General features: G+C 54.7%; 22 protein-coding genes. 5 read left to right on the top strand and 17 right to left on the bottom strand.

Annotation, left to right across the window (positions count from 1 at the left end; all coding sequences use genetic code 11):
• Window positions 1-98: 98 nt before the first annotated feature.
• The 5 genes from hrpB to KP814_RS10680 are packed head-to-tail and all read right to left on the bottom strand — an operon-like array spanning window position 99 to window position 5,510.
• A complete protein-coding gene (gene hrpB / locus KP814_RS10700) occupies window positions 99-2,627 on the bottom strand; it encodes an ATP-dependent helicase HrpB (protein WP_253938302.1) in 2,529 nt (842 codons plus the stop codon).
• Complete coding sequence (locus tag KP814_RS10695; protein ID WP_216736762.1) at window positions 2,578-3,075, bottom strand: dihydrofolate reductase; 498 nt, start codon at window positions 3,073-3,075, stop codon at window positions 2,578-2,580. The genes hrpB and KP814_RS10695 overlap by 50 nt, the downstream gene beginning before the upstream one ends.
• An 11-nt stretch (window positions 3,076-3,086) precedes the next feature.
• A complete protein-coding gene (gene thyA / locus KP814_RS10690; protein ID WP_216736761.1) occupies window positions 3,087-3,881 on the bottom strand; it encodes a thymidylate synthase in 795 nt (264 codons plus the stop codon).
• 10 nt (window positions 3,882-3,891) lie between these two features.
• A complete protein-coding gene (gene lgt, locus KP814_RS10685; protein ID WP_216736760.1) occupies window positions 3,892-4,713 on the bottom strand; it encodes a prolipoprotein diacylglyceryl transferase in 822 nt (273 codons plus the stop codon).
• The gene (locus KP814_RS10680) at window positions 4,710-5,510 is read right to left on the bottom strand and encodes a sulfite exporter TauE/SafE family protein (protein ID WP_216736759.1); all 801 of its coding nucleotides are present in this window, start codon (window positions 5,508-5,510) and stop codon (window positions 4,710-4,712) included. The genes lgt and KP814_RS10680 overlap by 4 nt, the downstream gene beginning before the upstream one ends.
• Before the next feature lie 116 nt (window positions 5,511-5,626).
• Here KP814_RS10680 and KP814_RS10675 point away from each other — a divergent pair, with 116 nt between their 5' ends.
• A complete protein-coding gene (locus tag KP814_RS10675) occupies window positions 5,627-6,415 on the top strand; it encodes an NRDE family protein (protein WP_216736758.1) in 789 nt (262 codons plus the stop codon).
• On the opposite strand, the gene KP814_RS10670 is transcribed toward KP814_RS10675, so the two are convergent.
• From KP814_RS10670 to pomA, 3 genes are all read right to left on the bottom strand, one after another.
• Complete coding sequence (locus KP814_RS10670) at window positions 6,357-6,944, bottom strand: hypothetical protein (protein WP_216736757.1); 588 nt, start codon at window positions 6,942-6,944, stop codon at window positions 6,357-6,359. The genes KP814_RS10675 and KP814_RS10670 overlap by 59 nt on opposite strands.
• Window positions 6,945-7,066: 122 nt before the next feature.
• The gene (locus KP814_RS10665; protein WP_216736756.1) at window positions 7,067-8,047 is read right to left on the bottom strand and encodes a flagellar motor protein MotB; all 981 of its coding nucleotides are present in this window, start codon (window positions 8,045-8,047) and stop codon (window positions 7,067-7,069) included.
• 14 nt (window positions 8,048-8,061) lie between these two features.
• Window positions 8,062-8,820: a flagellar motor protein PomA gene (gene pomA, locus KP814_RS10660; RefSeq protein WP_127968653.1), complete on the bottom strand. Its 759-nt coding sequence runs from the start codon at window positions 8,818-8,820 to the stop codon at window positions 8,062-8,064.
• Window positions 8,821-9,066: 246 nt separating this feature from the next.
• Here pomA and KP814_RS10655 point away from each other — a divergent pair, with 246 nt between their 5' ends.
• From KP814_RS10655 to dxs, 3 genes are all read left to right on the top strand, one after another.
• Window positions 9,067-9,345 carry an exodeoxyribonuclease VII small subunit gene (locus tag KP814_RS10655; protein WP_216736755.1) on the top strand — a complete coding sequence of 93 codons (279 nt, stop codon included), beginning with the start codon at window positions 9,067-9,069 and terminating at the stop codon, window positions 9,343-9,345.
• Window positions 9,329-10,228: a polyprenyl synthetase family protein gene (locus KP814_RS10650; protein WP_216736754.1), complete on the top strand. Its 900-nt coding sequence runs from the start codon at window positions 9,329-9,331 to the stop codon at window positions 10,226-10,228. The genes KP814_RS10655 and KP814_RS10650 overlap by 17 nt, the downstream gene beginning before the upstream one ends.
• A 131-nt stretch (window positions 10,229-10,359) precedes the next feature.
• The gene (dxs, locus tag KP814_RS10645) at window positions 10,360-12,291 is read left to right on the top strand and encodes a 1-deoxy-D-xylulose-5-phosphate synthase (RefSeq protein WP_216736753.1); all 1,932 of its coding nucleotides are present in this window, start codon (window positions 10,360-10,362) and stop codon (window positions 12,289-12,291) included.
• A gap of 84 nt (window positions 12,292-12,375) precedes the next feature.
• Here the strand turns inward: dxs and ribA are convergent, their stop codons facing one another.
• The 8 genes from ribA to KP814_RS10605 all read right to left on the bottom strand — a co-directional run bounded on the left by ribA (window position 12,376) and on the right by KP814_RS10605 (window position 20,621).
• On the bottom strand, window positions 12,376-12,999 hold the full coding sequence (gene ribA, locus KP814_RS10640; RefSeq protein WP_216736752.1) for a GTP cyclohydrolase II: 624 nt from the start codon (window positions 12,997-12,999) through the stop codon (window positions 12,376-12,378).
• Between the two features lie 132 nt (window positions 13,000-13,131).
• The gene (moaA, locus tag KP814_RS10635; RefSeq protein WP_216736751.1) at window positions 13,132-14,118 is read right to left on the bottom strand and encodes a GTP 3',8-cyclase MoaA; all 987 of its coding nucleotides are present in this window, start codon (window positions 14,116-14,118) and stop codon (window positions 13,132-13,134) included.
• Window positions 14,119-14,223: 105 nt separating this feature from the next.
• Entirely contained in the window at window positions 14,224-14,475 is a 252-nt protein-coding gene (locus KP814_RS10630) for a MoaD/ThiS family protein (RefSeq protein ID WP_216736750.1), read from the bottom strand.
• 3 nt (window positions 14,476-14,478) lie between these two features.
• Window positions 14,479-14,958 (bottom strand): cyclic pyranopterin monophosphate synthase MoaC, encoded by a 480-nt coding sequence (gene moaC / locus KP814_RS10625; RefSeq protein ID WP_127968646.1) that lies wholly within the window; start codon window positions 14,956-14,958, stop codon window positions 14,479-14,481.
• A gap of 21 nt (window positions 14,959-14,979) precedes the next feature.
• Window positions 14,980-15,384 (bottom strand): 8-oxo-dGTP diphosphatase MutT, encoded by a 405-nt coding sequence (gene mutT / locus KP814_RS10620; RefSeq protein WP_216736749.1) that lies wholly within the window; start codon window positions 15,382-15,384, stop codon window positions 14,980-14,982.
• A gap of 30 nt (window positions 15,385-15,414) precedes the next feature.
• Complete coding sequence (gene argJ / locus KP814_RS10615) at window positions 15,415-16,635, bottom strand: bifunctional glutamate N-acetyltransferase/amino-acid acetyltransferase ArgJ (RefSeq protein ID WP_216736748.1); 1,221 nt, start codon at window positions 16,633-16,635, stop codon at window positions 15,415-15,417.
• A gap of 5 nt (window positions 16,636-16,640) precedes the next feature.
• Window positions 16,641-19,367, bottom strand: coding sequence for a preprotein translocase subunit SecA (gene secA, locus KP814_RS10610; RefSeq protein WP_216736747.1), 2,727 nt, complete (start codon window positions 19,365-19,367; stop codon window positions 16,641-16,643).
• Between the two features lie 318 nt (window positions 19,368-19,685).
• A complete protein-coding gene (locus KP814_RS10605; protein ID WP_216736746.1) occupies window positions 19,686-20,621 on the bottom strand; it encodes a M23 family metallopeptidase in 936 nt (311 codons plus the stop codon).
• Window positions 20,622-20,760: 139 nt separating this feature from the next.
• Between KP814_RS10605 and KP814_RS10600 the strand changes: the two genes are divergently transcribed.
• Window positions 20,761-21,204, top strand: coding sequence for a DciA family protein (locus tag KP814_RS10600; RefSeq protein ID WP_216736745.1), 444 nt, complete (start codon window positions 20,761-20,763; stop codon window positions 21,202-21,204).
• Between the two features lie 5 nt (window positions 21,205-21,209).
• Here the strand turns inward: KP814_RS10600 and lpxC are convergent, their stop codons facing one another.
• Window positions 21,210-22,118 (bottom strand): UDP-3-O-acyl-N-acetylglucosamine deacetylase, encoded by a 909-nt coding sequence (gene lpxC, locus KP814_RS10595; RefSeq protein WP_127968640.1) that lies wholly within the window; start codon window positions 22,116-22,118, stop codon window positions 21,210-21,212.
• Window positions 22,119-22,136 lie beyond the last annotated feature (18 nt).

Here is a 22,136-nt window from a genome sequence, read left to right as displayed (position 1 = left end):
ACCCGTGCGGAGCCAGTCTCCGCACGGGCTTCACATTGACCCGCGTCTAAAGCAACTCTGCCTCCCCCTCACCAACGCTTCCTTCGTTGTTCACCCTGTCAGAACTGTTGCTTCTTGGTTCCCTGCTTGGCTTCCGCCGTCAGAGGGTCTTCCGGCCAGGGATGTTTGGGGTAACGGCCGCGCATGTCTTTGCGCACCTCCGGATAGCTATTGCGCCAGAAACTGGCTAGATCACTGGTCACCGCCAGCGGTCTTTGCGAAGGGGATAACAAGTGAATCACTACAGGTACTCGCCCCCCGGCCACTCGCGGCGTTTCCGTCCAACCGAACAGCGCCTGTAGTTTAGCCGCCAGCACTGGGCCGCTCTCCGCCAGATAATCCAGCGTCACTTTTTGCCCGGTTGGAATCGTCAATGCCACCGGCGCCTGAGCGTCGAGAGCCTGCTGTGCGGTGTAGTCAATCAATGTTTTCAGCGCCGACAGCAAGTCCAGTTTTTGCAGTCCCGCCCAGTTGGAGACGCCATTGAGGAAAGGACCGAGCCAGTTTTCCAGGTCCGCCAATAAGGCGTCATCACTCAACTCCGGCCATGCGTCAGGTTGTTGCCTGCGCATTAAAGTCACGCGGGCGCGCCATTGCCGCGCGGCATCGCTCCATGGCAGGCTGTCCAGGCCTTTGCGCCGTACAGCGGTCAACAGCGCCTCCCGGACCAGCTCCGGACTCACCGCAACGGGCCGCTCTTCCAGAATCAATGCGCCCAGCCGTCTGACTCGACGCGCCACCACCGTGCCTCGCTGCTCATCCCAATCCGCTTGGTCTTCAGTGACGATATGGGCGCTCAAATCCAGCTCAAAATCGCCAGGACTCAAGGCCGCCGCCAGGTATATTCGGGACTCCCGCGCCTGACCATCAAGGTCGGCCGCCACCAGCCAAGTCTCTCGCCCCAGCGAGTCTTCTTCCGCCAGCGCCGCGCCGCGTCCATTACTGAGCTGGTAACGGGGACTTGAGCCAGTGCGCCGTCGGGCGATGCGGTCTGGGTAGGCCAACGCGAGTAGCCGGCCGACCGCATCCATCCCAAGCTCGTCAGAGGTTTTGCCGTCTATAAGCTTGCGCGCATCCTGACGTACGCTTTCCAGGCGTCGGCGATCCAGCCCGGTGCCTTTGTATTCACCGCGCAGGGCTCGCACACGCTGCTGCAGATCTGCGCCGGCATCCCGTCCCAGCAGATCCCGCTCGCCCAGGAGCGCAGCGACTTCCGCCGCAAGCACCGGCGCGCCGATCGCTCTCCCCATCACCACCATATGCGCCAAACGGGGGTGGACGCCGAACTCACGCAGACTTTCCCCGTGAGAGGTAATTGCGCCAGCCTCATCCAGCGCATCCAACCAGCGCAACGTATCGACCGCCTGTCGCCAATGCGCCATCGGCGGTGGGTCCAGCCAAACTAAGTCCTGCGGCTGACGCGCGCCCCATTGAGCCAGCTCCAGCACCAAGGGAGCCAAATCCGCTTCCAGTATTTCCGCCGGGGTAAAAGGGCTCAATCCCTGCTGCTCCGTCTCCGACCAAAGGCGATAGCATACGCCGGGCTCCAACCTGCCGGCGCGGCCTTTGCGCTGCTTCGCCGACGCTTTTGACACTCTGCCCGTCGTGAGGCGGGTCATGCCGCTATTGGCGTCAAAGATCGCGCGACGCTGCAGGCCCGCGTCAATCACCACGCGCACGCCCTCAATGGTCAAACTGGTTTCCGCAATAGCCGTGGCGAGAACCACTTTTCGTTCGCCCTCCACGCAAGGCAGAATCGCCTGATCCTGCTCTTCCGCTTTGAGGTTGCCGTACAAAGGCGCTAAACGCACCCCGTTTGGCAAGTGCTCCGCCAAGGCGTCATGGACCCGTCGAATCTCGCCTACACCGGGCAAAAACACCAGCAACGAGCCGCTTTCTTCCGCCAGCGCCTCTCGCACCACCGCAACCGTTTTCTCTACCGGTCGCTGCTCCCGCTGCAAGGGGCGATAGCGCACCTCCACGGGATAGGCGCGCCCTTCGCTGGTCAGCACTGGCGCATTTCCCAGCAGCTTGGCCAGTGGCGCGGTATCCAGGGTCGCGGACATAACCAGCACCCGCAAATCTTCCCGCAGAGCCTGTTGGCTCTCACGCACCAAAGCCAAGCCCAGGTCCGCCTGCAGAGAACGTTCGTGAAATTCGTCGAACAGCACCGCTGCATAGTCTTCCAGGGCGGGATCAGATTGAATCAGGCGGGTCAAAATGCCTTCGGTCACCACTTCGATACGCGTATCGGCGGAAACTTTGGTGTCCTGTCGAGTACGATAACCGACTCGGCGTCCAACCGGCTCTCCCAGTTGCTTCGCCATAAAGCGAGCGGCGGAGCGCGCCGCTAACCGGCGCGGCTCCAGCATCAGAATTTTGCGGTCGTCGCGCCAGGGCGAATCCAATAGGGCCAAAGGAACCCGAGTGGTCTTACCGGCCCCTGGCGGGGCCTGCAACAGTACCGTGGAGTGAGCTTCCAGAGTGGTTAGAAGCTCAGGGATAATGTGATCGATGGGGAGCATGGAGACTGAGGCGTTATGACCGCTCAAAGACGACAAAGTCATGGGGATATTGATTTTTCTCATCCGACGGGTGCGACTCGCGAGAAGTTTCACGCCAGTCAGCGGGATCAAGCTCTGGAAAGAACGCATCGCCCTGCACGGAGGTCTTCACCTCCGTCAAGTAAACACGCTGAGCCGCCGCCAGTCCCTGCCGGTACAATTCGGCGCCGCCAATCAGCATGACTTCCTCCACGGGCTCCCGCCCCGCCAGAGATACGGCCTCTTCCAGAGAATGCGCCACGCTGACGCCATCATGACGCCAGTCTTTATTGCGCGTCACCACGATATTGGTTCGGCCCGGCAAGGGGCGCCCGATCGAATCAAAGGTCTTGCGCCCCATAATAATGGGCTTACCCATGGTGACCCGCTTGAAATACTGCAGGTCATTGGATAAACGCCAGGGCAGCGTATTTTCCACGCCAATAGCGCCATTCTCGGCGCGGGCGACAACGATTGATAAAACTGCGCTCATATCTTCGCTCCTTACACTGCTACCGGCGCTTTAATATGAGGGTGCGGGTCGTATCCCGTAATCTCAAAGTCTTCAAATTCATATTCAAACAGCGACGCCGGCTTGCGACGAATCTGCAATTGCGGCAGCGGACGCGGTTCGCGGTTTAACTGCTCATCCGCCTGATTTAGATGATTGTTGTACAGGTGAACATCGCCGCCGGTCCAGATGAAATCTCCCACCTCAAGGTCGCACTGCTGCGCAAACATATGCGTCAACAATGCATAGCTGGCGATATTGAAAGGCACGCCCAGGAAAATATCGGCGCTACGCTGGTACAACTGACAGGACAAACGCCCTTCCGCCACATAGAACTGGAACATGGCGTGACAGGGAGGCAGCGCCATTTGGTCCACAAACGCAGGGTTATACGCCACCACCATATGACGACGGGAGTCCGGATTGTTTTTGATCTGCGCCAGCACATTGGAAATCTGATCGATATGCTCACCATTCGGCGCCGGCCAGCTGCGCCACTGATAGCCATAAACAGGCCCTAAGTCGCCGCTTTCATCCGCCCACTCGTCCCAGATGCTGACGCCATTGTCTTTCAGGTACTTGACATTAGTGTCGCCGTTCAGAAACCACAGCAATTCATAAATGATCGAACGCAAATGCAGCTTCTTGGTGGTCACCAGGGGAAACCCCTGCTGCAAATCGAAGCGCATCTGATAACCGAATACGCTACGGGTGCCGGTGCCAGTGCGGTCAGTTTTTACGGCCCCTTGCTCGCGCACATGGCGCATCATGTCGAGATACTGTTTCATATGACGTCTACTAACTCCGCGCCGCTTTTGCTTCCGCCCCATAAACGGTGCGGCCATAAATAATGAAAGCCACCCCAATCACAATCATCGGGGTTGATAATACCTGACCCATGGTCAGCCAGCCCCATGCAAGGTAACCCAGCTGAGCATCTGGCTCACGCACGAACTCCACCAGGAAGCGGAAGCAGCCGTAGCACAGCAGGAACAAGCCGGAGACGGTCATGCGCGGGCGGGGTTTGGCGGAATAGAACCATAGAATCAAAAACAGGGCGACGCCTTCCAGGGCGAATTGATAGAGCTGCGAGGGATGGCGCGCCAGATGCGTCGGGTCGCGCGGAAACACCATGGCCCAGGGAACATCAGACGCCCTGCCCCAGAGTTCGCCGCCAATAAAGTTGCCCAGGCGCCCTGCGCCCAAGCCGATTGGCACCAGCGGCGCTACAAAATCCGCCACTTGAAAGAAAGACAGTCCCAGTGAACGACCGTAAGCCCACATGGCGATAATCACGCCAATCAGTCCACCGTGGAATGACATGCCGCCGGTCCAGACTTCAAACAACCAGATGGGATCATCCAGAAACTGTTCAAAGTTATAAAATATGACATAGCCAACACGCCCGCCCAATACGACGCCAAGCGCGCACCAGAAGATCAGGTCCGCCACTTGCTGCTCCTGCATAGGCGCATGCGGCTGATGCGAACGGTGCTTACCCAGCATCCAGGCCGCGGCGAAGCCCAGCAGATACATCAAGCCATACCAATGCACGCTCAGCGGCCCAACGGAAAAAGCCACCGGGTCGATATTCGGATAGTCAAACCAACGTTCTGTCACAATTGTCCCCACGCTTGATATAGAAACCGGCCGCCCACAACAAACAGCAGCACTGAGAAAATTCGTTTAAGCACGTCTCCAGGCAGACGGTGAGCCAATTTAGCGCCCAGGCTCGCGAAGGGCATGCTGGTGATCGCGATCCCCGCCAAAGCCGGCAGATAGATGAACCCCAGACTATATTCCGGCAGCGACGCTTCGCTCCATCCTTCCCAGATATTTGTAACGGCGCCCATGAGCGCGATCGGCAACCCGCAAGCGGCTGAGGTGCCCACTGCCTGTTGCATGCGCACGTTACACCATGTCAGATAAGGCACCGACAGGGAGCCGCCGCCAATGCCGAATATGGCGGACGCCCAGCCGATGCCGCCGCCAACGCCTGCCAATACACCGTCGCCAGGCAGGCTCCTATGGGGTTTGGGCTTCAACGCCAACGCCATTTGCACGCCGATAGTGATAGCGAATATCCCGATGACCAGTTTCAACTGCGCCGCGGGCATCAATGAGGCCGTCTGCGCGCCCAATACCGCGCCCACCATCAGTCCTACCGCCATAGGACGAAACACGCGCCAATTCACCCCTTGCTTCTGATGATGCGCCCGGATCGAGTTGATAGATGTGAAAATAATTGTCGCCAGGGATGTGCCGACGGCCAAATGCGTAGCGACGCTTGGGGCCACGTTCTGTAGTTCGAAGCTGAAAATCAATGCAGGGACAATAATCAATCCGCCGCCGATGCCGAACAGTCCGGCCAACACTCCCGCTAGCGCGCCCAAAGCCAAATACGCCAGGAATACCATTTCGCCCCCATAGGATCAGGCCGCTCCGCCAGGAGCCCCGTATAAAGAAGGTGGTATGATACATAAATTAAGGACTCTGTGCTTTTCGAATTCCACGCACGTCTGGGAGCAAGCCTATGTGCCTACTATTTGTCGCTTACCAAGCGAATCCCCGGTTTCCGCTGATCGTCGCCGCCAATCGCGACGAGTTCTACGCCCGCCCCACCCAGCCTCTCACGCAATGGCCTGAGCGCCCGCGCATTTACGCCGGACGCGATTTGCAGGAAGGAGGAACCTGGATGGGCGCAACCACCAACGGCCGATTCGCCGCCATCACCAATCACCGCTCCGGCCCCCGCGAAGCGGCGCAGCTTTCTAGAGGCGCTCTGGTCAGAAGCTTCCTGGAGTCGGAATTGTCAGTGGACGATTTCGCCGCCGCCCTGGAGCCGACCAGTCACTCCTATGGCGGTTTCAACTTGATGATGCTCGCTGGCTCCACCCTGGCTTATTTCAGCAATCGCAAGGAGCCTCAATATCAGCGTTTAACGCCAGGCGTATACGGTTTGAGCAACGGATTTTTGAATACGCCCTGGCCCAAGTTAACCGCCGGCAAGCGCCGATTCGCTTCTGCGATCAATGGACCTAGTCAGGATGAACTCTGGACGTTACTGGCGGATGACGCCGCCGCGCCGGACTATCTGTTGCCGGATACTGGAGTTGGTGTTGAGGTGGAGCGGTTGCTGTCCTCCGCCTTTATTACCTCGAATGATTACGGCACCCGCAGCAGTACGCTGTTGCTGCATGATGCAAACGGCGTTACGCAGATGTGGGAAAAGACGTTTGAGAAGGGCGTATACCAGAGCGAAGTCAGCCTTTCTTTTCCTTCTCCTCTCGCCGCTCCCGCAACTGACGGGTCTGACACTTAAGGACATGCTGAATCAGGATTTCCTGATTCTGTTCTTCAATGTCCGTGAAGTCCGCCCGCAGGACAAAGCCATCTTTGTCCTCGTCGTCAGCTCTGGGCTTGTCGCAGGCAATAACGAGCGCACGCAGGGACATGGAGATATTGCTGGGATATAAGATCATGTGCAGTTGCAGCGTCACGCCGACATCCAGATGATCGTCCACCGGAAAAGCGATGCCACAGGCGCTGAGATTGACCCGCTTGGCCCGTCGGGGCTCCGACCATACGCCGTCACTGCGGTTTTCCAGGGTCAGCGCTAGGTTGATCTTGCGGTTGAACAACTCAAGCATATGAGCCAACCCGGCGTTCGCCGCCCGCATGCTCTCCAGCGCTTTGGAGATATCATTCTCCAGCGTCAACAAAGAGGCCGAACTTACGTGGGATTCCGATGACTCTTTCTCCGTCGCCTCTCCGCGCTGCAACACCCGATACGCCAAACCTACTGTATCGCTAATGCGAAAGAAGCGACGTCTTTCATCTAACTCAGACATAGATTCTCACCCGCGCTCATACGTCAATACTCTCATGCGCGTCCTGCTTTTTGCTCCCATTACGTCTCTCTATTTATACGCTCTCACCCAATCTATAGCGAACCGCTCAACTATCAGCCAGATCAGAATATTTCGTCCGGAGCCAAGCCCTGCCACTCTTCCGATTGATCGCTGGGCAAAATGCCTGGGGCGACATCTCTCGCCTTCTGGATTTCTTTCTTGGTCTCAGCATCCAGAGGCTGTTGCAGAATAATTTCCACCCGTCGGTTGCGAGCGCGGTTTTCCGCCGAGTCATTCGGCGCCAGAGGTTTCGTGTCTGCATAACCGGCGACGCTGAAGCGGGAGGGGTCCAGCTCTCCCGACTCAAACAACGCATGGGCTACTTCCAGCGCCCGTGCGGCGGAGAGATCCCAATTGGAGCGAAACCGGGCGGTATGAATGGGAATACTGTCCGAATGCCCTTCCACCGCGATAGTGCCATCCATGGACTTGAGCAGTTCCACCAGCTTGTCTATCACCGGATAAAACTCTGGATTCAAATTCGCGGAGCCGCTGTTAAACGAGCCTTTCTCCTGCACACGGATGACAATCTTACGTCCCCGGGTCTCCACTTCAACCTGATTGTTGCGAACCTCCGCCTCCAAAGCGGAAGCCAATGTAATGGCGTCGTTCTCCGTCTCCTCCACCAACATCTTGATCTTTTCCAGCACAATGTCGCTGAGCTCTTCCCCTTTTATCTTGGGACACTCTTCCTTCAAGGCGTCAGCCACCTGCTGCTCGCAGAGCTGCTCCAGGTTAGGCAGTTCCATCTGGGTTTGCTGCATGATGGTCTGCAGCGGCGTTGGGTCAGGCTTACCGGGGCTGAACTCCTGGGCGATGATGCTGGTGCCTTTGGGAATATTGTCCACATTGACGACAGCCTGCACGCCGAAGGCCTCCCGCATGGAGCCGGCCAGACGTTTGAACTTGAGCGCATCCATCTCCGAAAAAGACAGCAGCAGCACAAAGAAACACATCAGCAAGGACATCAAATCGGCGAAAGTCGCCATCCAGGCAGGCAGCCCGGGAGGACATTCGCACTTTTGCTCTTCTTCGTCACTCATTGGCGCAACTCCCGTCAGGCTTCTTCAGTCTGACGTTTACCTTCAGGCAGATAGGTGCGCAGCATGGTCTCAATCACGCGCGGGTTCTGCCCCGCCTGAATCGCCAACAGAGCGTCGATGATCATGGACTTGATCTGCTCTTCCTCCCCCATTCTCAATTTCAATTTATCCGCAACTGGAATCGCCACCATATTCGCCAGCATGGCGCCATATAGCGTTGTGAGTAGCGCAACAGCCATCGCTGGCCCGATAGACTTAGGGTCATCCATGTTGGACAACATCGCCACCAACCCCACCAGTGTGCCGATCATTCCCATCGCCGGAGCCACATCCCCCATGGAGGTGAATACGGAAGAGCCTTGCTTATGCCGGTCCACGGTAAGATTACGATCTTTAGTCAGCAACGCTTTCACCACATCGCCATCGTGACCGTCTATCAGCAGTTGAATGCCTTTGGAGAGAAACGCGTTGGGAATTTCCTTACCTTCCAGAGAGAGCAAACCGCCTTTTCTGGCGGCGTCCGCCAGTTCCACGACCTGCTCGATCAATTCTTCGGGCTTATCCAGCTTGAACATAAAAGCCTTGGCCGCCACCTTGCCCGCGCTAAGGAATTGACCAAGCGAAAACTTCATCAGAACAACTAATAGCGTGCCGCCAAATACAATGAGAAGCGACGGCACATCAACAAACATTCCAATTGAGCCGCCTAACATCATCGCCATCGTCACGATCGCGAAACCGCCGATGAGGCCCAAAAGCGTAGCTAAATCCACAAAGCGCTCCTTTACGGGTGGACAGTACAGAATAAACCCAGAGGAAGCCCAGCGCTGGAACAGGCCGCGCCGGGCTTCCCCAAAGTATAGACAGGGAATTTAAAAACTGCTGACTTATCCGGGTGTTAGTTTGTTGAAACGAACGCCTGCAAAGCCCGGCGCGACTGAATTTTAACGGCGACCGATTGACCCTGGCGACGCTCTCAGGTAGGGTGGCTCTGCGCAAAAACCCGGCATAAGAACACCATGACTGAAAAAAACGCCAACCCTGATGTAAGCCCCGCCACCAGCGGCTCAACGCCCGATTTCGAAGACGCATTACAACGTCTGGAAGTACTGGTGAGAAAGCTGGAGCAAGGCGATCTTAAACTGGAAGAGGCTTTGGTCGCTTTTGAAGAAGGCGTCCAACTTACTCGCCACTGCCAAACCGCCTTGCAGACTGCGGAACAAAAGGTTCAACAGTTAATTGAAGAGCGCGGAACCCCGCTAACCAAACCTTTTGACCAGAATGACGCCGAAGACTGATTCTCTCGACGACTTTTTCCAGCGTAACCGCGCCCAGATCGACCAAGCCCTAGCCAACCTGCTCCCCAATCCGGAAGGCCCCAAGGCCAGGCTGAATGAGGCTATGCGTTATTGCGTGCTTAACGGCGGCAAGCGCGTGCGTCCTTTATTATTGCTCGCTACGACCGAAGCTTTGGGGGGAGACCTGCAACAGGCGTTGCCTGCCTGCTGCGCGGTAGAGCTTATTCACGCCTACTCTCTAGTGCATGACGATTTACCGGCCATGGACGACGACTCTCTGCGCCGGGGTAAACCCACCTGCCATATCGCTTTCGACGAAGCCACCGCCATCCTGGTCGGCGACGGCCTGCAAACGCTGGCGTTCAGCGCACTCACCGAGCCCTCTGGCGCATCCGCGGATAGCATGCTGCAAATGGTGCGGGAACTCGCCCGCGCCAGCGGACATCTGGGAATGGTCGGCGGACAGGCCATCGATATCTACTCAGAAGGCCATACGCTCAAGCTCGAAGAGTTGGAGCGCATGCACCTGGAAAAAACCGGCGCGTTGATAGAGGCGAGCATCGTATTGGGCGCACTGTCCAGCGGTCGGGCTGACGCTGAAACCATTGAAGGCTTACGCCGCTTCGCGCAGGCCATTGGCTTGGCGTTCCAGGTTCGTGACGACATCATCGACGTGGAAAGCGACACCAGCGTATTGGGCAAAACCGCTGGGAAAGACGCGGAGCGTAACAAACCCACGTACACGTCTCTGTTGGGCCTTGAACCGGCGAAACTGAAAGCGCGCCAGTTGTATGACGAAGCCCTCGCGCAGCTGCAGGCGCTGGGATTGCAGAACTCCCGCTTACAGGATCTTGCCAGCTTCATGATCGAGCGCACGCATTGATCGCCAATTGCCCGTGTTCTCCAACCCAACATCGCTTATAATGGCCGATTGCTTTTATAGGCAATTTTTTTGCGTCCGAGGCTATGATCCGGCGGCTAATCCCTTAGAACCGAGCGACTACAACTGCAAGAATGCAAAAACCATACGTATTTCAAGAAATTCCAGTGCACCGGCCCAACACGCCGCTGCTCGACAAAATCGACTCTCCGGCCCAACTGCGCCTTCTCAATGAAGCCGAACTCCTGCAGTTGGCGCACGAACTACGTGCATTTTTGCTGTACAGCGTAGGCCAATCCGGCGGCCATTTCGGCGCAGGTCTTGGCGTGGTGGAGTTAACCGTAGCCCTGCACTACGCCTTCAATACTCCCGACGACCGACTGGTTTGGGACGTGGGCCATCAGGCTTACCCCCACAAAATACTTACCGGTCGCCGTGAGCAAATGCTCACTATTCGTCAAAAGGATGGTCTCGCCGCTTTTCCTCGCCGCGAAGAAAGCCCATATGACACCTTTGGCGTTGGCCACTCCAGCACGTCTATCAGCGCCGCACTGGGCATGGCGATCGCTGCGCGCATGCAGAACCAGCCCCGGAAAGCCATCGCCGTCATTGGCGACGGCGCCATGACCGCCGGTATGGCGTTCGAAGCCTTGAACCACGCCGCCGACACCAAAGCGGACCTGCTGGTGATTCTGAACGACAACGATATGTCGATTTCCCGCAATGTTGGCGGGCTATCCAACTACTTCGCCCGCTTACTGGCGAGCAAGACATACAACCAGATGCGCGACAGCGGCAAGCGCGTGCTTCAAGGCGCGCCAGGTCTGATGGAGCTGGCGCGCAAAACGGAAGAGCATTTCAAAGGCATGGTCGCTCCAGGCACTCTGTTCGAGGAGCTTGGCTTTAACTATATCGGTCCCATAGACGGCCACGATCTGCCTCGTCTGGTGGAGACCCTGAACAATATCAAGGAACTGAGCGGGCCTCAGTTTCTGCATGTAGTCACGAAAAAGGGCAAAGGCTTCGCTCACGCGGAAAGCGACCCTATCGGCTATCACGCCATCAATAAAATTGAACCTAAGCCCAAGGTGCAGGACACCGCTAAAGCGCCGAAAAAGCCACGATACTCCAATATTTTTGGCCAATGGTTGTGCGACATGGCGGAACAGGACCCCAGCCTGGTGGGCATCACTCCCGCCATGTGCGAAGGCTCCGATCTGATCGAGTTCTCCAAACGTTTTCCTGAGCGCTATTACGATGTCGCCATCGCAGAGCAGCACGCAGTGACGTTAGCCGCAGGCCTGGCTTGCGATGGAGCCAAGCCGGTAGTGGCCATTTACTCCACCTTCCTGCAGCGCGCCTACGACCAGCTCATTCACGATGTCGCGATTCAGAATCTGGATGTGCTTTTCGCGATTGATCGCGCGGGCTTGGTCGGCGAAGACGGCCCTACCCACGCTGGCAGCTTCGATCTCACCTACCTGCGTTGCATCCCCAACATGGTGATCATGGCGCCGTCGGATGAAGATGAAACCCGCAAAATGCTGACTACTGGACACCAGTTCAAAGGCCCCGCTGCAGTGCGCTACCCCAGAGGCAACGGACCAGGCGCGGAAATCAGCCCAGGGCTTGAGTCATTGGAGATAGGCAAAGCCAATCTGCGTCGCCGTGGCGCGCAGACAGTCATCCTGAACTTTGGCGCCTTGTTGCCTGTAGCTCTGGAAGTCGCGGAAGAGAATAATTTCACCGTCGTTGATATGCGCTTTATCAAACCTCTGGATCAAAATATGATTCTGGAGATGGCGGGAAGCCATGATCTTTTGGTAACCCTTGAAGAGAATTGCATCCTTGGCGGCGCAGGCAGCGGCGTTATCGAGTTTCTCGCTTCGCAAGGCATCGCCATGCCCGTATTGCAGCTGGGTCTACCCGATGAGTTTATCGAACACGGCAAGCCTGCAGAATTGCACAAAGAAGTCGGTCTGGATACGCAAGGCATCGCCGCAGCTATCAAAAAGCGCCTGCAGAGCCTGAATCTGGCGTCGCCCAAGACTGGCGCCATCGCCTGAAAACGCAAACGGGGCGCACTATGCGCCCCGCTTAACCTTTCTCAAAACTGTCTGTCTTGAAGTCTTTTTTACTACCCGTCCGCATTATTTCGCAGCGACAACGTAATCGTCGTCTTGGTGCGTCGTCAGCAAATGCCCTAATTTGCCGGCTTTAGTGGCCAGATAGTTGCGATTATGGGGATTTCTTCCCACTTCCAGAGGCACTCGCTCAACCACTTCAATTCCTAAATTAGTCAGCGAATTGACCTTGCGAGGATTGTTGGTCATCAGACGAATACGGCTTATTCCCAGGTGATACAACATCGGTTTGCACATACTGTAGTCGCGTAAATCCGCCGCGAACCCCAGTTGCTCATTGGCTTCCACCGTATCAGCGCCTTGATCTTGCAGATTATAAGCGCGAATCTTATTCAGTAAGCCAATCCCACGACCTTCCTGGCGCAAGTACAGCAAAATGCCCCGCCCTTCTGCGGCGATGCTGCGCAACGCTTCGTCGAGCTGATAGCCGCAGTCACAGCGCATACTGAACAGCGCGTCACCAGTCAGACATTCTGAGTGCGTACGCGCCAACACCGGCGCTCCGTCGCCAATATCTCCCAAAGTCAGGGCAATATGCTCTTTTTGCGTACCGGCTTCCTGGAATCCGTGCATATCGAATACACCAAAGGGAGTTGGCAGCTTACAACTGGCGACATAGGTGACAGACACTCGATACTCTCTCTAAAACTTGGCGGGGCGGAAATTCTATCAGATGCGCCGCCCCACCCCAACACTTAGACTCATGGGCGCAATCTATGGCGTCAATAACTTACGCCAATGATTCGCCCCATAAGACTGGCGTCAACCGCCGGTCATATTCATAAAGCGTACGATCTGAGGTTCTTCCTCAAGATTAAAATAGTGCCGTTCCGGTTTAATCGCCATGGCGTCGACAATCGCCTGCTTCAATTGATCAGGTCTACCACGCAAAACTTCACGCAAATCAACGGAATGCTCATTACCCAGACACAGCAACAGGCGCCCTTCCACGGTCACTCGAACCCGGTTACACAAATTACAGAAGTTATGGCTGTGAGGAGATATAAAGCCAATTCTGGAACCGCTATCGGACATTCTGTAATAACGAGAAGGCCCCCCTGTATTTTCACTGCAGGGAAACAGCTCATAATCCTGACTGATACGTTCACGTAATTCAGCGCTGGAAACAAAAGAAAGTTGCCGATTATGCTCTGTGATTGCGCCCAGTGGCATTTCTTCAATGAAAGAAATATCCAGCTTTTCCGCTCGCGCATATCGCACCAGGTCCATCACCTCGTCTTCATTGCGCCCGCGCAGAACCACTGCATTAAGCTTGATTCTCTCTATACCGGCGGTTTTGGCGGCGTCAATTCCCGCCAACACTTGCTGCAAATCCCCAGTGCGGGTCAACTCTTTGAAACGATCGGGATTGAGACTGTCGAGACTGACATTGATGCGCTTGACGCCAGCTTTACGAAGATCCGGCGCCATTTTGACAAGCTGGGAGCCATTGGTAGTCAGGGTTAATTCATGCAGTGCCTGCAAGCGCCCAAGCTTCTCCACCAACTCCAGAATATTACGGCGTACAAGAGGCTCTCCCCCGGTCAGCCGTAGCTTACGAACGCCAAGCTCAACAAACGCTTTGCCCACGTCATAGAGCTCTTCCAACGAAAGGATTTGTTCACGGGGAAGGAAGGTCATATCTTCCGCCATGCAGTACACACAACGAAAGTCGCACCGGTCGGTTACAGACAGCCGTACGTAATTTACTTCACGGCCAAATCGATCAATCAGGCGGGCTGAAGACATAACGAGACGCACTCCCCCTCGATAACTACCAACTCCATTTATACGCCACCTGAACTACCGAAACAAATCAGGCCCAACAGGCGGCGAACTACAAACGACGGACTCTCACCCGCCGGTCACAGGCGGAAAGAATGCGACTTCATCACCGTCTGCAACTGTCGCGCTCAAGGGAGCCATTTCCTGGTTTATGGCCGCCAGGATATTTCCCTGCCTCAAGACAGGCTCGGCTTCTGGAATCTCCGCAACCACCGCATCTAACAGCGCAGCTACATTGCTCCCGAAATCCAAAGCGGGTAACTCTATTTCAGAACGACCCACCTGCTCCCGCAACTTCGCGAAAAACAATACCTTTATCATGGCTTACTCCTGCACCTGCCAATGGCCGCTGCGTCCGCCTTGCTTCTCCAGCAGGCGCACCGACTCGATCACCATCCCTTTATCCACCGCCTTGCACATATCATAAAGGGTCAGGGCCGCCACACTGGCCGCTGTCAGCGCTTCCATCTCCACACCGGTTTTCGCATCAAGCTTACATATCGCTTCAATGCGTACCAGGGAAGCGCTTGAATCCGCCTCCAGGTTTACTTTCACCGAAGTCAGATTAAGGCTATGGCATAGGGGGATCAGGTCAGACGTTTTTTTCGCCGCTTGAATGCCAGCGATACGGGCGACAGCAAAGACATCGCCTTTTTTGTGCCGACCTTCGGTAATCATAGCCAGGGTTTCCGGCTGCATTCGAATCAATGCCTCCGCTCGCGCTACTCTGGTTGTCGTTTCCTTATCAGAAACGTCCACCATATGCGCTGCGCCCTTCTCATCAAGATGGGTGAGTTCCGCCATCCGCACTCCTCGCTCAGGTCACTAACTGGCTTGCCGCAACGCCGCGATGATCTCACGATTAGCGGCGGGAAACGCCTCGGGGTCAAGCTCATTCAGATCCAGCCAAGCCACATATTGACCTTCACGGCCTTGCGCTTCGCCAGAGAATCGGGATACGCGCCACACATCCAGCAATACATGCTTATCGGGATAGTGATGCTCTATTTGGATCAAAGGGTTCGTTGCGTCCTCAGATACATCCACTTGGACGCCAACTTCTTCAAAAAGTTCACGCTGCAACGCCGCCAAAACCGTTTCACCTGGTTCGACTTTACCTCCAGGGAACTCTAACAGCCCACCCTGATGCAAGTGGTCAGGTCTGCGGGCCACCAACACTCTATTGTGCTGATCAAGAACCACCGCAACAGCGACATGAACGGCTTTCATTCTCCGTCTCCACAGCACCTGTCACAGCGATCAGGTGCGATATTCAGCATTGATAGTGACGTATTCATGGGAGAAGTCGCAGGTCCAGACAGTATCTTCTACTTCTCCGCGACCCAGATCGACTCGAATTGTAATGTCCTCAAGATCCATCACCGCTTGTCCAGCCTCTTCCGTATATGAAGCCGCCCTGGCGCCGCCCTCAACAATGCATACTTCGTTGAGGTAAATATTAATACGCTCAACCTCAAGGTCCTGCAGGCCTGCGCGCCCAACCGCCGCCAGTATGCGGCCCCAATTAGGATCGCTGGCGAATAATGCGGTCTTGACCAAGGGAGAATGGGCGATGGTGTAGGCGACATCAAGCGCTTCGCTAAGCGCCGCCGCGCCCTGAACGTTGATGGCGACGAACTTAGTCGCTCCTTCCGCATCTCTGACAATGGCGTGAGCAAGCCGTTGCATCAAGTCATCCAACGCTTCCTGGAATGGTCGCCAAAGCTCAGCATTCGCCTCAGTAAATCTCAGTGCGCCGGAACGCCCTGTCGCCACCAGTACACAAGCGTCATTGGTGGAGGTATCTCCATCTACGGTGATGCGATTAAAAGATTTATTGGCGGCGGCAGTCAGCATGCGTTGCAGCAGTTCCGGCTCGATATCTGCGTCCGTCGCGACAAAGCCCAGCATTGTGGCCATATTCGGCTTAATCATCCCAGCGCCTTTACTGACGCCGCTGATATGAACCGCCACGCCATCAATTTCAAGACGCACAGTGGCGCCTTTAGGCCGGGTATCCGTCGTCATTATCCCTTGAGCAGCTTCAGCCCAAGCGTTGTCACTGAGACTACCCAGTGCGCTGGGCAACCCTGCTACGATTTTATCGACAGGCAGCGGCTCGCCAATGACCCCCGTGGAAAACGGCAATACTTGCTCAGACGCCACTTCGCCAAGCTGCGCCAACGTCTGACAGCATCGCATGGCGTTATCCAGACCTTGCCGACCCGTGCCCGCATTGGCGTTGCCAGTGTTAATTAACAAGTAACGAGGCGCGCCCTCAGCAAGGTGACGCTTAGCCAGCGTGACTGGCGCAGCGCAAAAAGCGTTATTGGTAAAAACAGCGGCGGTTCGCGCTCCTTCACATAGCTCAAACACAACCAGGTCTTTACGGCCCGGCTTTTTAATGCCGGCGGACCCAACCCCGATACGGACGCCCGCAACAGGGTGAAACTCGGGTAAAGGCGCATGCCCCACAGCCATCTCAATTACTCCAGGCGACCATGACACTGTTTATATTTTTTGCCGGAACCACATGGGCAAGGCTCGTTACGGCCGACTTTCTTGTGGTCGCGAACATAAGGCGCGTCAGAGCTTTCATCCTGCTCTTCCGCATCGACATCTTCTTCTGACGCTTCAGGGTGAGTCGCCTGGGCGCGCTGCATTTGCTGCGCCAGTGCTTCACGACGACGGCGCTCCAGCTCTTCCATTTCTTCCTGTTTCTGCACCCTGACATGGCAGATCACTCTAACTACGTCATGCTTGATGGTATCCAGCATATTCTGGAACAGCTCAAAGGCTTCACGTTTGTATTCTTGCTTGGGGTTTTTCTGCGCGTAACCACGCAAGTGAATACCCATACGCAGCAGGTCCATATTGGAAAGGTGCTCTTTCCACAAGGTATCCAGTACCTGCAGGAATACCTGCTTCTCGAAGTTGCGCATAACGGATGCGCCAACCACTTCTTCTTTCTCACGATAAGAATCAACTACCGCCTGCAGGATTTTCTCGCGCAAGGTCTCTTCATGCAGACGCTTGTCTTCGTCCAGCCACTGCTGCACAGGTAAATCAACGCCAAAATCAGACTCCAACTGCTTCTCAAGCCCTGGAATATTCCACTGTTCGGCCAAACTTTGCGGCGGGATAAACTGGCTGACCGTAGCGTTGACCACGTCGCCGCGGATCGCATCGATCATTTCCGAAATATCGTCGGTCGCCATAATTTCGTTACGCTGTTCGTAAACGACATGACGCTGATCGTTCGCCACGTCATCATATTCCAGCAGCGATTTACGAATGTCGAAGTTGCGGCCTTCTACCTTACGCTGAGCTTTTTCGATAGCGTTGCTCACCATCCGGTGCTCAATCGCTTCGCCTTTCTGCATACCCAACGCCTGCATAATATTTTTCACCCGATCAGAGGCGAAAATACGCATCAGGTTATCTTCCAAAGACAGGTAGAAACGGGTCGAGCCAGGATCGCCCTGACGACCCGAACGTCCCCGTAGCTGGTTATCGATACGCCGAGACTCATGGCGCTCAGAGCCAACGACATGCAGACCACCCGCAGCGATTACTTGATCATGGCGCTTCTGCCAATCGGCTTTGAGTTGAGCGATTTGCTCTGGTGTTGGATCTTCCAACTCAGCGACGTCGGCTTCCCAGTTTCCGCCCAAGACGATATCGGTACCGCGACCCGCCATGTTAGTGGCGATGGTGACTGCGCCAGGACGACCTGCTTGCGCAATAACATGCGCTTCACGCTCGTGCTGTTTCGCGTTCAAGACATTGTGAGCGATGCCTTCTTTTTTCAGCATGGCCGACAAATATTCGGACGCCTCGATAGAGGCCGTACCCACCAACACAGGACGATTTTGCGTCACTGTATCCTTGATATCGTCGATAACCGCCTGGAATTTCTCATCCACGGACAGATATACCAAGTCATTGTAATCAATACGCTTAATCGGTTTATTGGTAGGAATAACAATGACGTCCAAACCATAAATCTGGCGGAACTCGAAGGCTTCGGTATCAGCGGTGCCGGTCATACCGGCAAGCTTTTCATAAAGACGGAAGTAATTCTGGAAGGTAGTAGAAGCAAGTGTCTGGCTTTCAGCTTGGATTTTGATGCGCTCTTTCGCTTCAATCGCCTGGTGCAGACCTTCACCCCAACGGCGGCCCGGCATGGTTCTGCCTGTATGTTCGTCAACAATCACCACTTGGTCGTTCTGCACGATGTAGTCAACGTCTTTACTATATAAATGATGGGCGCGCAGAGCAGAACTGATATGGTGCAGTAGACCCAGGTTCGTGGCGGCGTAGAGACTGTCGCCTTCTTCCAGCAAACCGTTTTTGGTTAGCAGATCTTCTACATAAGAGTGGCCTGATTCCGACAGCTCAACTGAGCGACTTTTCTCATCAACAGTGAAGTGCCCATCAACTGGCTGCCCTTCCTCTGGCTGCTCACCTTTCTTGAGCTGAGGAACCAACTCGTTAATCTTTCTGTACAACTCAGAGCTGTCTTCAGCTGGGCCACTGATGATCAAAGGCGTCCGCGCCTCATCAATCAGGATCGAGTCAACCTCGTCGACAATCGCAAAATGCTGTCCGCGTTGCGCCTTGTCGGTGAGGCTGAACGCCATGTTGTCACGCAGGTAATCAAAACCGAATTCGTTATTGGTTCCGTAAGTAATGTCGGATGCGTAAGCGGCGCGCTTGGTTTCACTGTCCTGCCCGCTCACCACGACGCCAACGCTCAACCCCAAATATTCGTACAGAGGCCTCATCCAGTCCGCATCACGACGCGCCAGATAATCGTTTACGGTGACTACGTGTACGCCTTTTCCGGTCAGGGCATTCAAGTATACGGGAAGCGTTGCTACCAGCGTTTTACCTTCCCCGGTACGCATCTCTGCAATTTTGCCTTCATGCAGCACCATACCGCCGATCAACTGAACATCAAAATGGCGCATGCCCATCACACGCTTACCGGCCTCTCGCGCTACCGCAAATGCTTCCGGCAACACTTGATCAAGCGTTTCTCCTTTCTCAAGTCGAGAGCGAAACTCCTGAGTTTTTGCTTTAAGAGCGGCTTCGTCTAATGCGCTGATTGACTCTTCCAGTTCGTTGATGCGTTTGACAACTTTGCCCATGCGCTTAATTTCGCGGGCATTTTTGCTGCCGAAAATTTTCCTGGCGATAGATGAAAACATAACTAACGAAATTACCTGTCTCTTTGAAGCGTTTATGGAGGCTCCGCTCGTGGCGGAATCGCTTACTCGTTACTTTATGGATTTGGAGCCACCTTGCCGAAGGAGATATAAATTCAGCGGGAGCGTAATTCCAAGCTCCGCATTCTAACCTCAATTTGTTACAGCAATAAAGGGATTAGTGCACACTTGTTACCCCTAGTAACAAGCAATGCGCGCGGTAGGGAGATAGAAACGCCTTAAATTGGCTAGACTGAATGTGGGGGAAAGCCAGTAATCGCAAGGCCTTGACGTGGGTTACATCAAGGCCCTAAAAAAGTGTTACCGACTTGCGCGGTGAATAAATTTTGTGGGATTTGCAGAACGCCCATCCTGAAGAACTTCAAAGTGAACATGGGGCCCAGTAGAACGCCCTGTGCTCCCCATCTTCGCCAAAATTTGTCCCTTCTGCACGACATCCCCGGTTTTAACCATGAGTTTGGCGCAATGCGCATAGCGAGTGACCAAACCTCCGCCATGATTAACCTCAACCAGATTACCGTAGCCGAAGCGCTCTTCCGAATAGGTCACAACCCCACCAGCGACCGCAACGATATCGCTGCCCTCTTTGCCAGCGAAGTCTACGCCAGAATGCCACGCCCGCTTGCCAGTGAACGGATCTGAACGAAAGCCATAATGGGAAGACAACCAGCCCTTCTTGATTGGACGACCCGCGACAAACTGTTCTCGTTGAAAGCGCTGGTTGACGAATAGCTCATCCATCACCCGCAGTTGTTGCTCACGGGACTCAGCCTGCTGCTCAATGGACTCCAGCACTTGCGTTAACATAGGAACAGAAAAAGATTGCTCCAAGGCAGGCTCTTCTGGCCCACCTAATGCCGGCGATGATTCGAAGTCAAACTCCCCTTCATCCAGACCAGCGACGTCGGTAAGACGTTGCCCAAGCGCATCAAGGCGCAACAGTCTCGCCTGCAACTCGCCCATACGCAGCGTCAGGGCATCTATATTCTGTTGCGCAAGCGACTTATAAGTGCGGATTTCTTCTTTCTGTTGTTTCAGATTTTCCTGCCAAGTTCTAACCAGTTCAGGAGTGATAGAAGCGTCCGACGCAGCGGACTGCCGTCCAAGCCAAAACGCCGCCGCCGACAATGCAGCCACCAGAGACAGCGCAAGGACCGTCGTCAGCACAACTGCGCGCGCGCCCATAGAACGGGCGCGTGACTGACCATGTCCATCTCTCAGGAAGATAATATTCATGCTTTTCCAGGGTTTTGAGTTGCCTGAATTATATAAACGACGGAGGTTATCTAAAAATACTATACTTGTAAATTGTAACAGATGTTGTGATAGTTGATGTCTGCAAATGTAACGAACCTTTAATCTTTGGTTAACTGTAATGCCTGATAGAGATCGAAAGCTGGGAGATATTTTGTCGTCATCCTCCCCTACGCTGGAGTCTCTTTTTCATCGGGCTCTGCAACTGGATAAGCTGCAGCAGATATTCTCACAATGCCTGCCCAATCAACTACGCGGCAAGGTAACTCTGTCATCAGTTAAAGATGGCGTTATTCGCGTAACCGTCCCCGATGCCGTCACCGCAACTCAGTTGCGCATGAATCAACACACGTCTCTACCGGAACTACGCAAGCATAAAGATTTCGATTTTGCTTATCAGTTCAAGATTCGCGTGGAGCCAACGGAAGTTAAAGCGAAGACAAAAAGGAAGGCGAAACCAATTTCGCAAAAGAATGCTGAGCTTCTCAAACAAGAAGCTCAGCTCTGTGACGACCCTGAGTTGAAGAAAGCACTGGAGGCTCTTTCAACTCATACAGCGGACTAGAAATCTTAGGCCAGCACTGGTTTCAGGTAGGAAATCGGCGCTTCACTGGCGTCTTCAAAGGTCACAACCTCCCAAGCATCCTTTTGGGAAATAAGCTCACGAAGAAGTTTGTTATTTAAGCCGTGACCCGACTTGTGCCCTTTAAACTCACCGATCAGACTGTTGCCTAACAGGTACAGATCTCCAATCGCGTCCAACACCTTGTGCTTGACGAATTCGTCTTCGTAGCGCAAGCCGTCTTCATTGAGAATTTTGAAGTCATCGACAACGATAACGTTATCCATGCTGCCGCCCAAAGCCAGATTCATTGCACGCAATTTTTCAATATCGCGCATGAATCCGAATGTCCGCGCACGGCTAACTTCTTTAACAAAAGAAGTGCTGGAAAAGTCGATAACTGTCTCTTGTGAGCGGCCTTTGATCACAGGATGATCAAAGTCTATGCTAAAAGTCACTTTGAAACCGTCGAACGGTACAAAGGTAGCCCGCTTGTCTTCGTCAGTCACCGTTACTTCGCGCTTGATGCGGATAAATTTCTTGGGCGCGTCCTGCTCAGCAATGCCCGCCGATTGAATCAGAAATACAAACGGACCGGCGCTGCCATCCATAATAGGCACTTCGGCTGCGCTCAACTCAACGTAGCAGTTATCGATACCAAGACCGGCCAGAGCTGACAGCAAGTGTTCAACGGTTGCTATCTTCACTCCGTTTTTTACGAGAGTCGTAGAGAGAAGGGTTTCGCCTACGTTCTCAGCACGCGCCGGGATTTCCACGATAGGATCGAGATCTGTACGGCAGAATACAACACCCGTGTCCACTGGGGCCGGTTTCAAGGTCAGGTAGACCTTCTCCCCTGAATGCAGACCAACGCCAGTGGCTCGGATGATGTTTTTAAGTGTGCGCTGTTTTATCATTTCAATGATTTACCAAAA

The sequence above is a fragment of the Hahella sp. HN01 genome (assembly GCF_018986435.1).
Lineage (GTDB): Bacteria > Pseudomonadota > Gammaproteobacteria > Pseudomonadales > Oleiphilaceae > Hahella.
The sequence above is the reverse complement of the archived record's forward strand: the minus strand, read 5'-3'. Positions and strand labels throughout refer to the sequence as shown.

Bases quoted from the DNA above. Each gene is read 5' to 3' on its own strand.
- mutT (WP_216736749.1), bottom strand. From the start codon at position 15,384: ATGAAAGCCGTTCATGTCGCTGTTGCGGTGGTTCTTGATCAGCACAAT.
- KP814_RS10680 (WP_216736759.1), bottom strand. From the start codon at position 5,510: ATGGTATTCCTGGCGTATTTGGCTTTGGGCGCGCTAGCGGGAGTGTTG.
- secA (WP_216736747.1), bottom strand. From the start codon at position 19,367: ATGTTTTCATCTATCGCCAGGAAAATTTTCGGCAGCAAAAATGCCCGC.
- KP814_RS10650 (WP_216736754.1), top strand. From the start codon at position 9,329: ATGACGCCGAAGACTGATTCTCTCGACGACTTTTTCCAGCGTAACCGC.
- KP814_RS10665 (WP_216736756.1), bottom strand. From the start codon at position 8,047: ATGAGTGACGAAGAAGAGCAAAAGTGCGAATGTCCTCCCGGGCTGCCT.
- KP814_RS10675 (WP_216736758.1), top strand. From the start codon at position 5,627: ATGTGCCTACTATTTGTCGCTTACCAAGCGAATCCCCGGTTTCCGCTG.
- thyA (WP_216736761.1), bottom strand. From the start codon at position 3,881: ATGAAACAGTATCTCGACATGATGCGCCATGTGCGCGAGCAAGGGGCC.
- KP814_RS10600 (WP_216736745.1), top strand. From the start codon at position 20,761: ATGCCTGATAGAGATCGAAAGCTGGGAGATATTTTGTCGTCATCCTCC.
- hrpB (WP_253938302.1), bottom strand. From the start codon at position 2,627: ATGAGAAAAATCAATATCCCCATGACTTTGTCGTCTTTGAGCGGTCAT.
- KP814_RS10670 (WP_216736757.1), bottom strand. From the start codon at position 6,944: ATGTCTGAGTTAGATGAAAGACGTCGCTTCTTTCGCATTAGCGATACA.
- argJ (WP_216736748.1), bottom strand. From the start codon at position 16,635: ATGGCTGTGGGGCATGCGCCTTTACCCGAGTTTCACCCTGTTGCGGGC.
- dxs (WP_216736753.1), top strand. From the start codon at position 10,360: ATGCAAAAACCATACGTATTTCAAGAAATTCCAGTGCACCGGCCCAAC.
- moaC (WP_127968646.1), bottom strand. From the start codon at position 14,958: ATGGCGGAACTCACCCATCTTGATGAGAAGGGCGCAGCGCATATGGTG.
- KP814_RS10630 (WP_216736750.1), bottom strand. From the start codon at position 14,475: ATGATAAAGGTATTGTTTTTCGCGAAGTTGCGGGAGCAGGTGGGTCGT.
- KP814_RS10655 (WP_216736755.1), top strand. From the start codon at position 9,067: ATGACTGAAAAAAACGCCAACCCTGATGTAAGCCCCGCCACCAGCGGC.
- moaA (WP_216736751.1), bottom strand. From the start codon at position 14,118: ATGTCTTCAGCCCGCCTGATTGATCGATTTGGCCGTGAAGTAAATTAC.
- KP814_RS10695 (WP_216736762.1), bottom strand. From the start codon at position 3,075: ATGAGCGCAGTTTTATCAATCGTTGTCGCCCGCGCCGAGAATGGCGCT.
- KP814_RS10605 (WP_216736746.1), bottom strand. From the start codon at position 20,621: ATGAATATTATCTTCCTGAGAGATGGACATGGTCAGTCACGCGCCCGT.
- lpxC (WP_127968640.1), bottom strand. From the start codon at position 22,118: ATGATAAAACAGCGCACACTTAAAAACATCATCCGAGCCACTGGCGTT.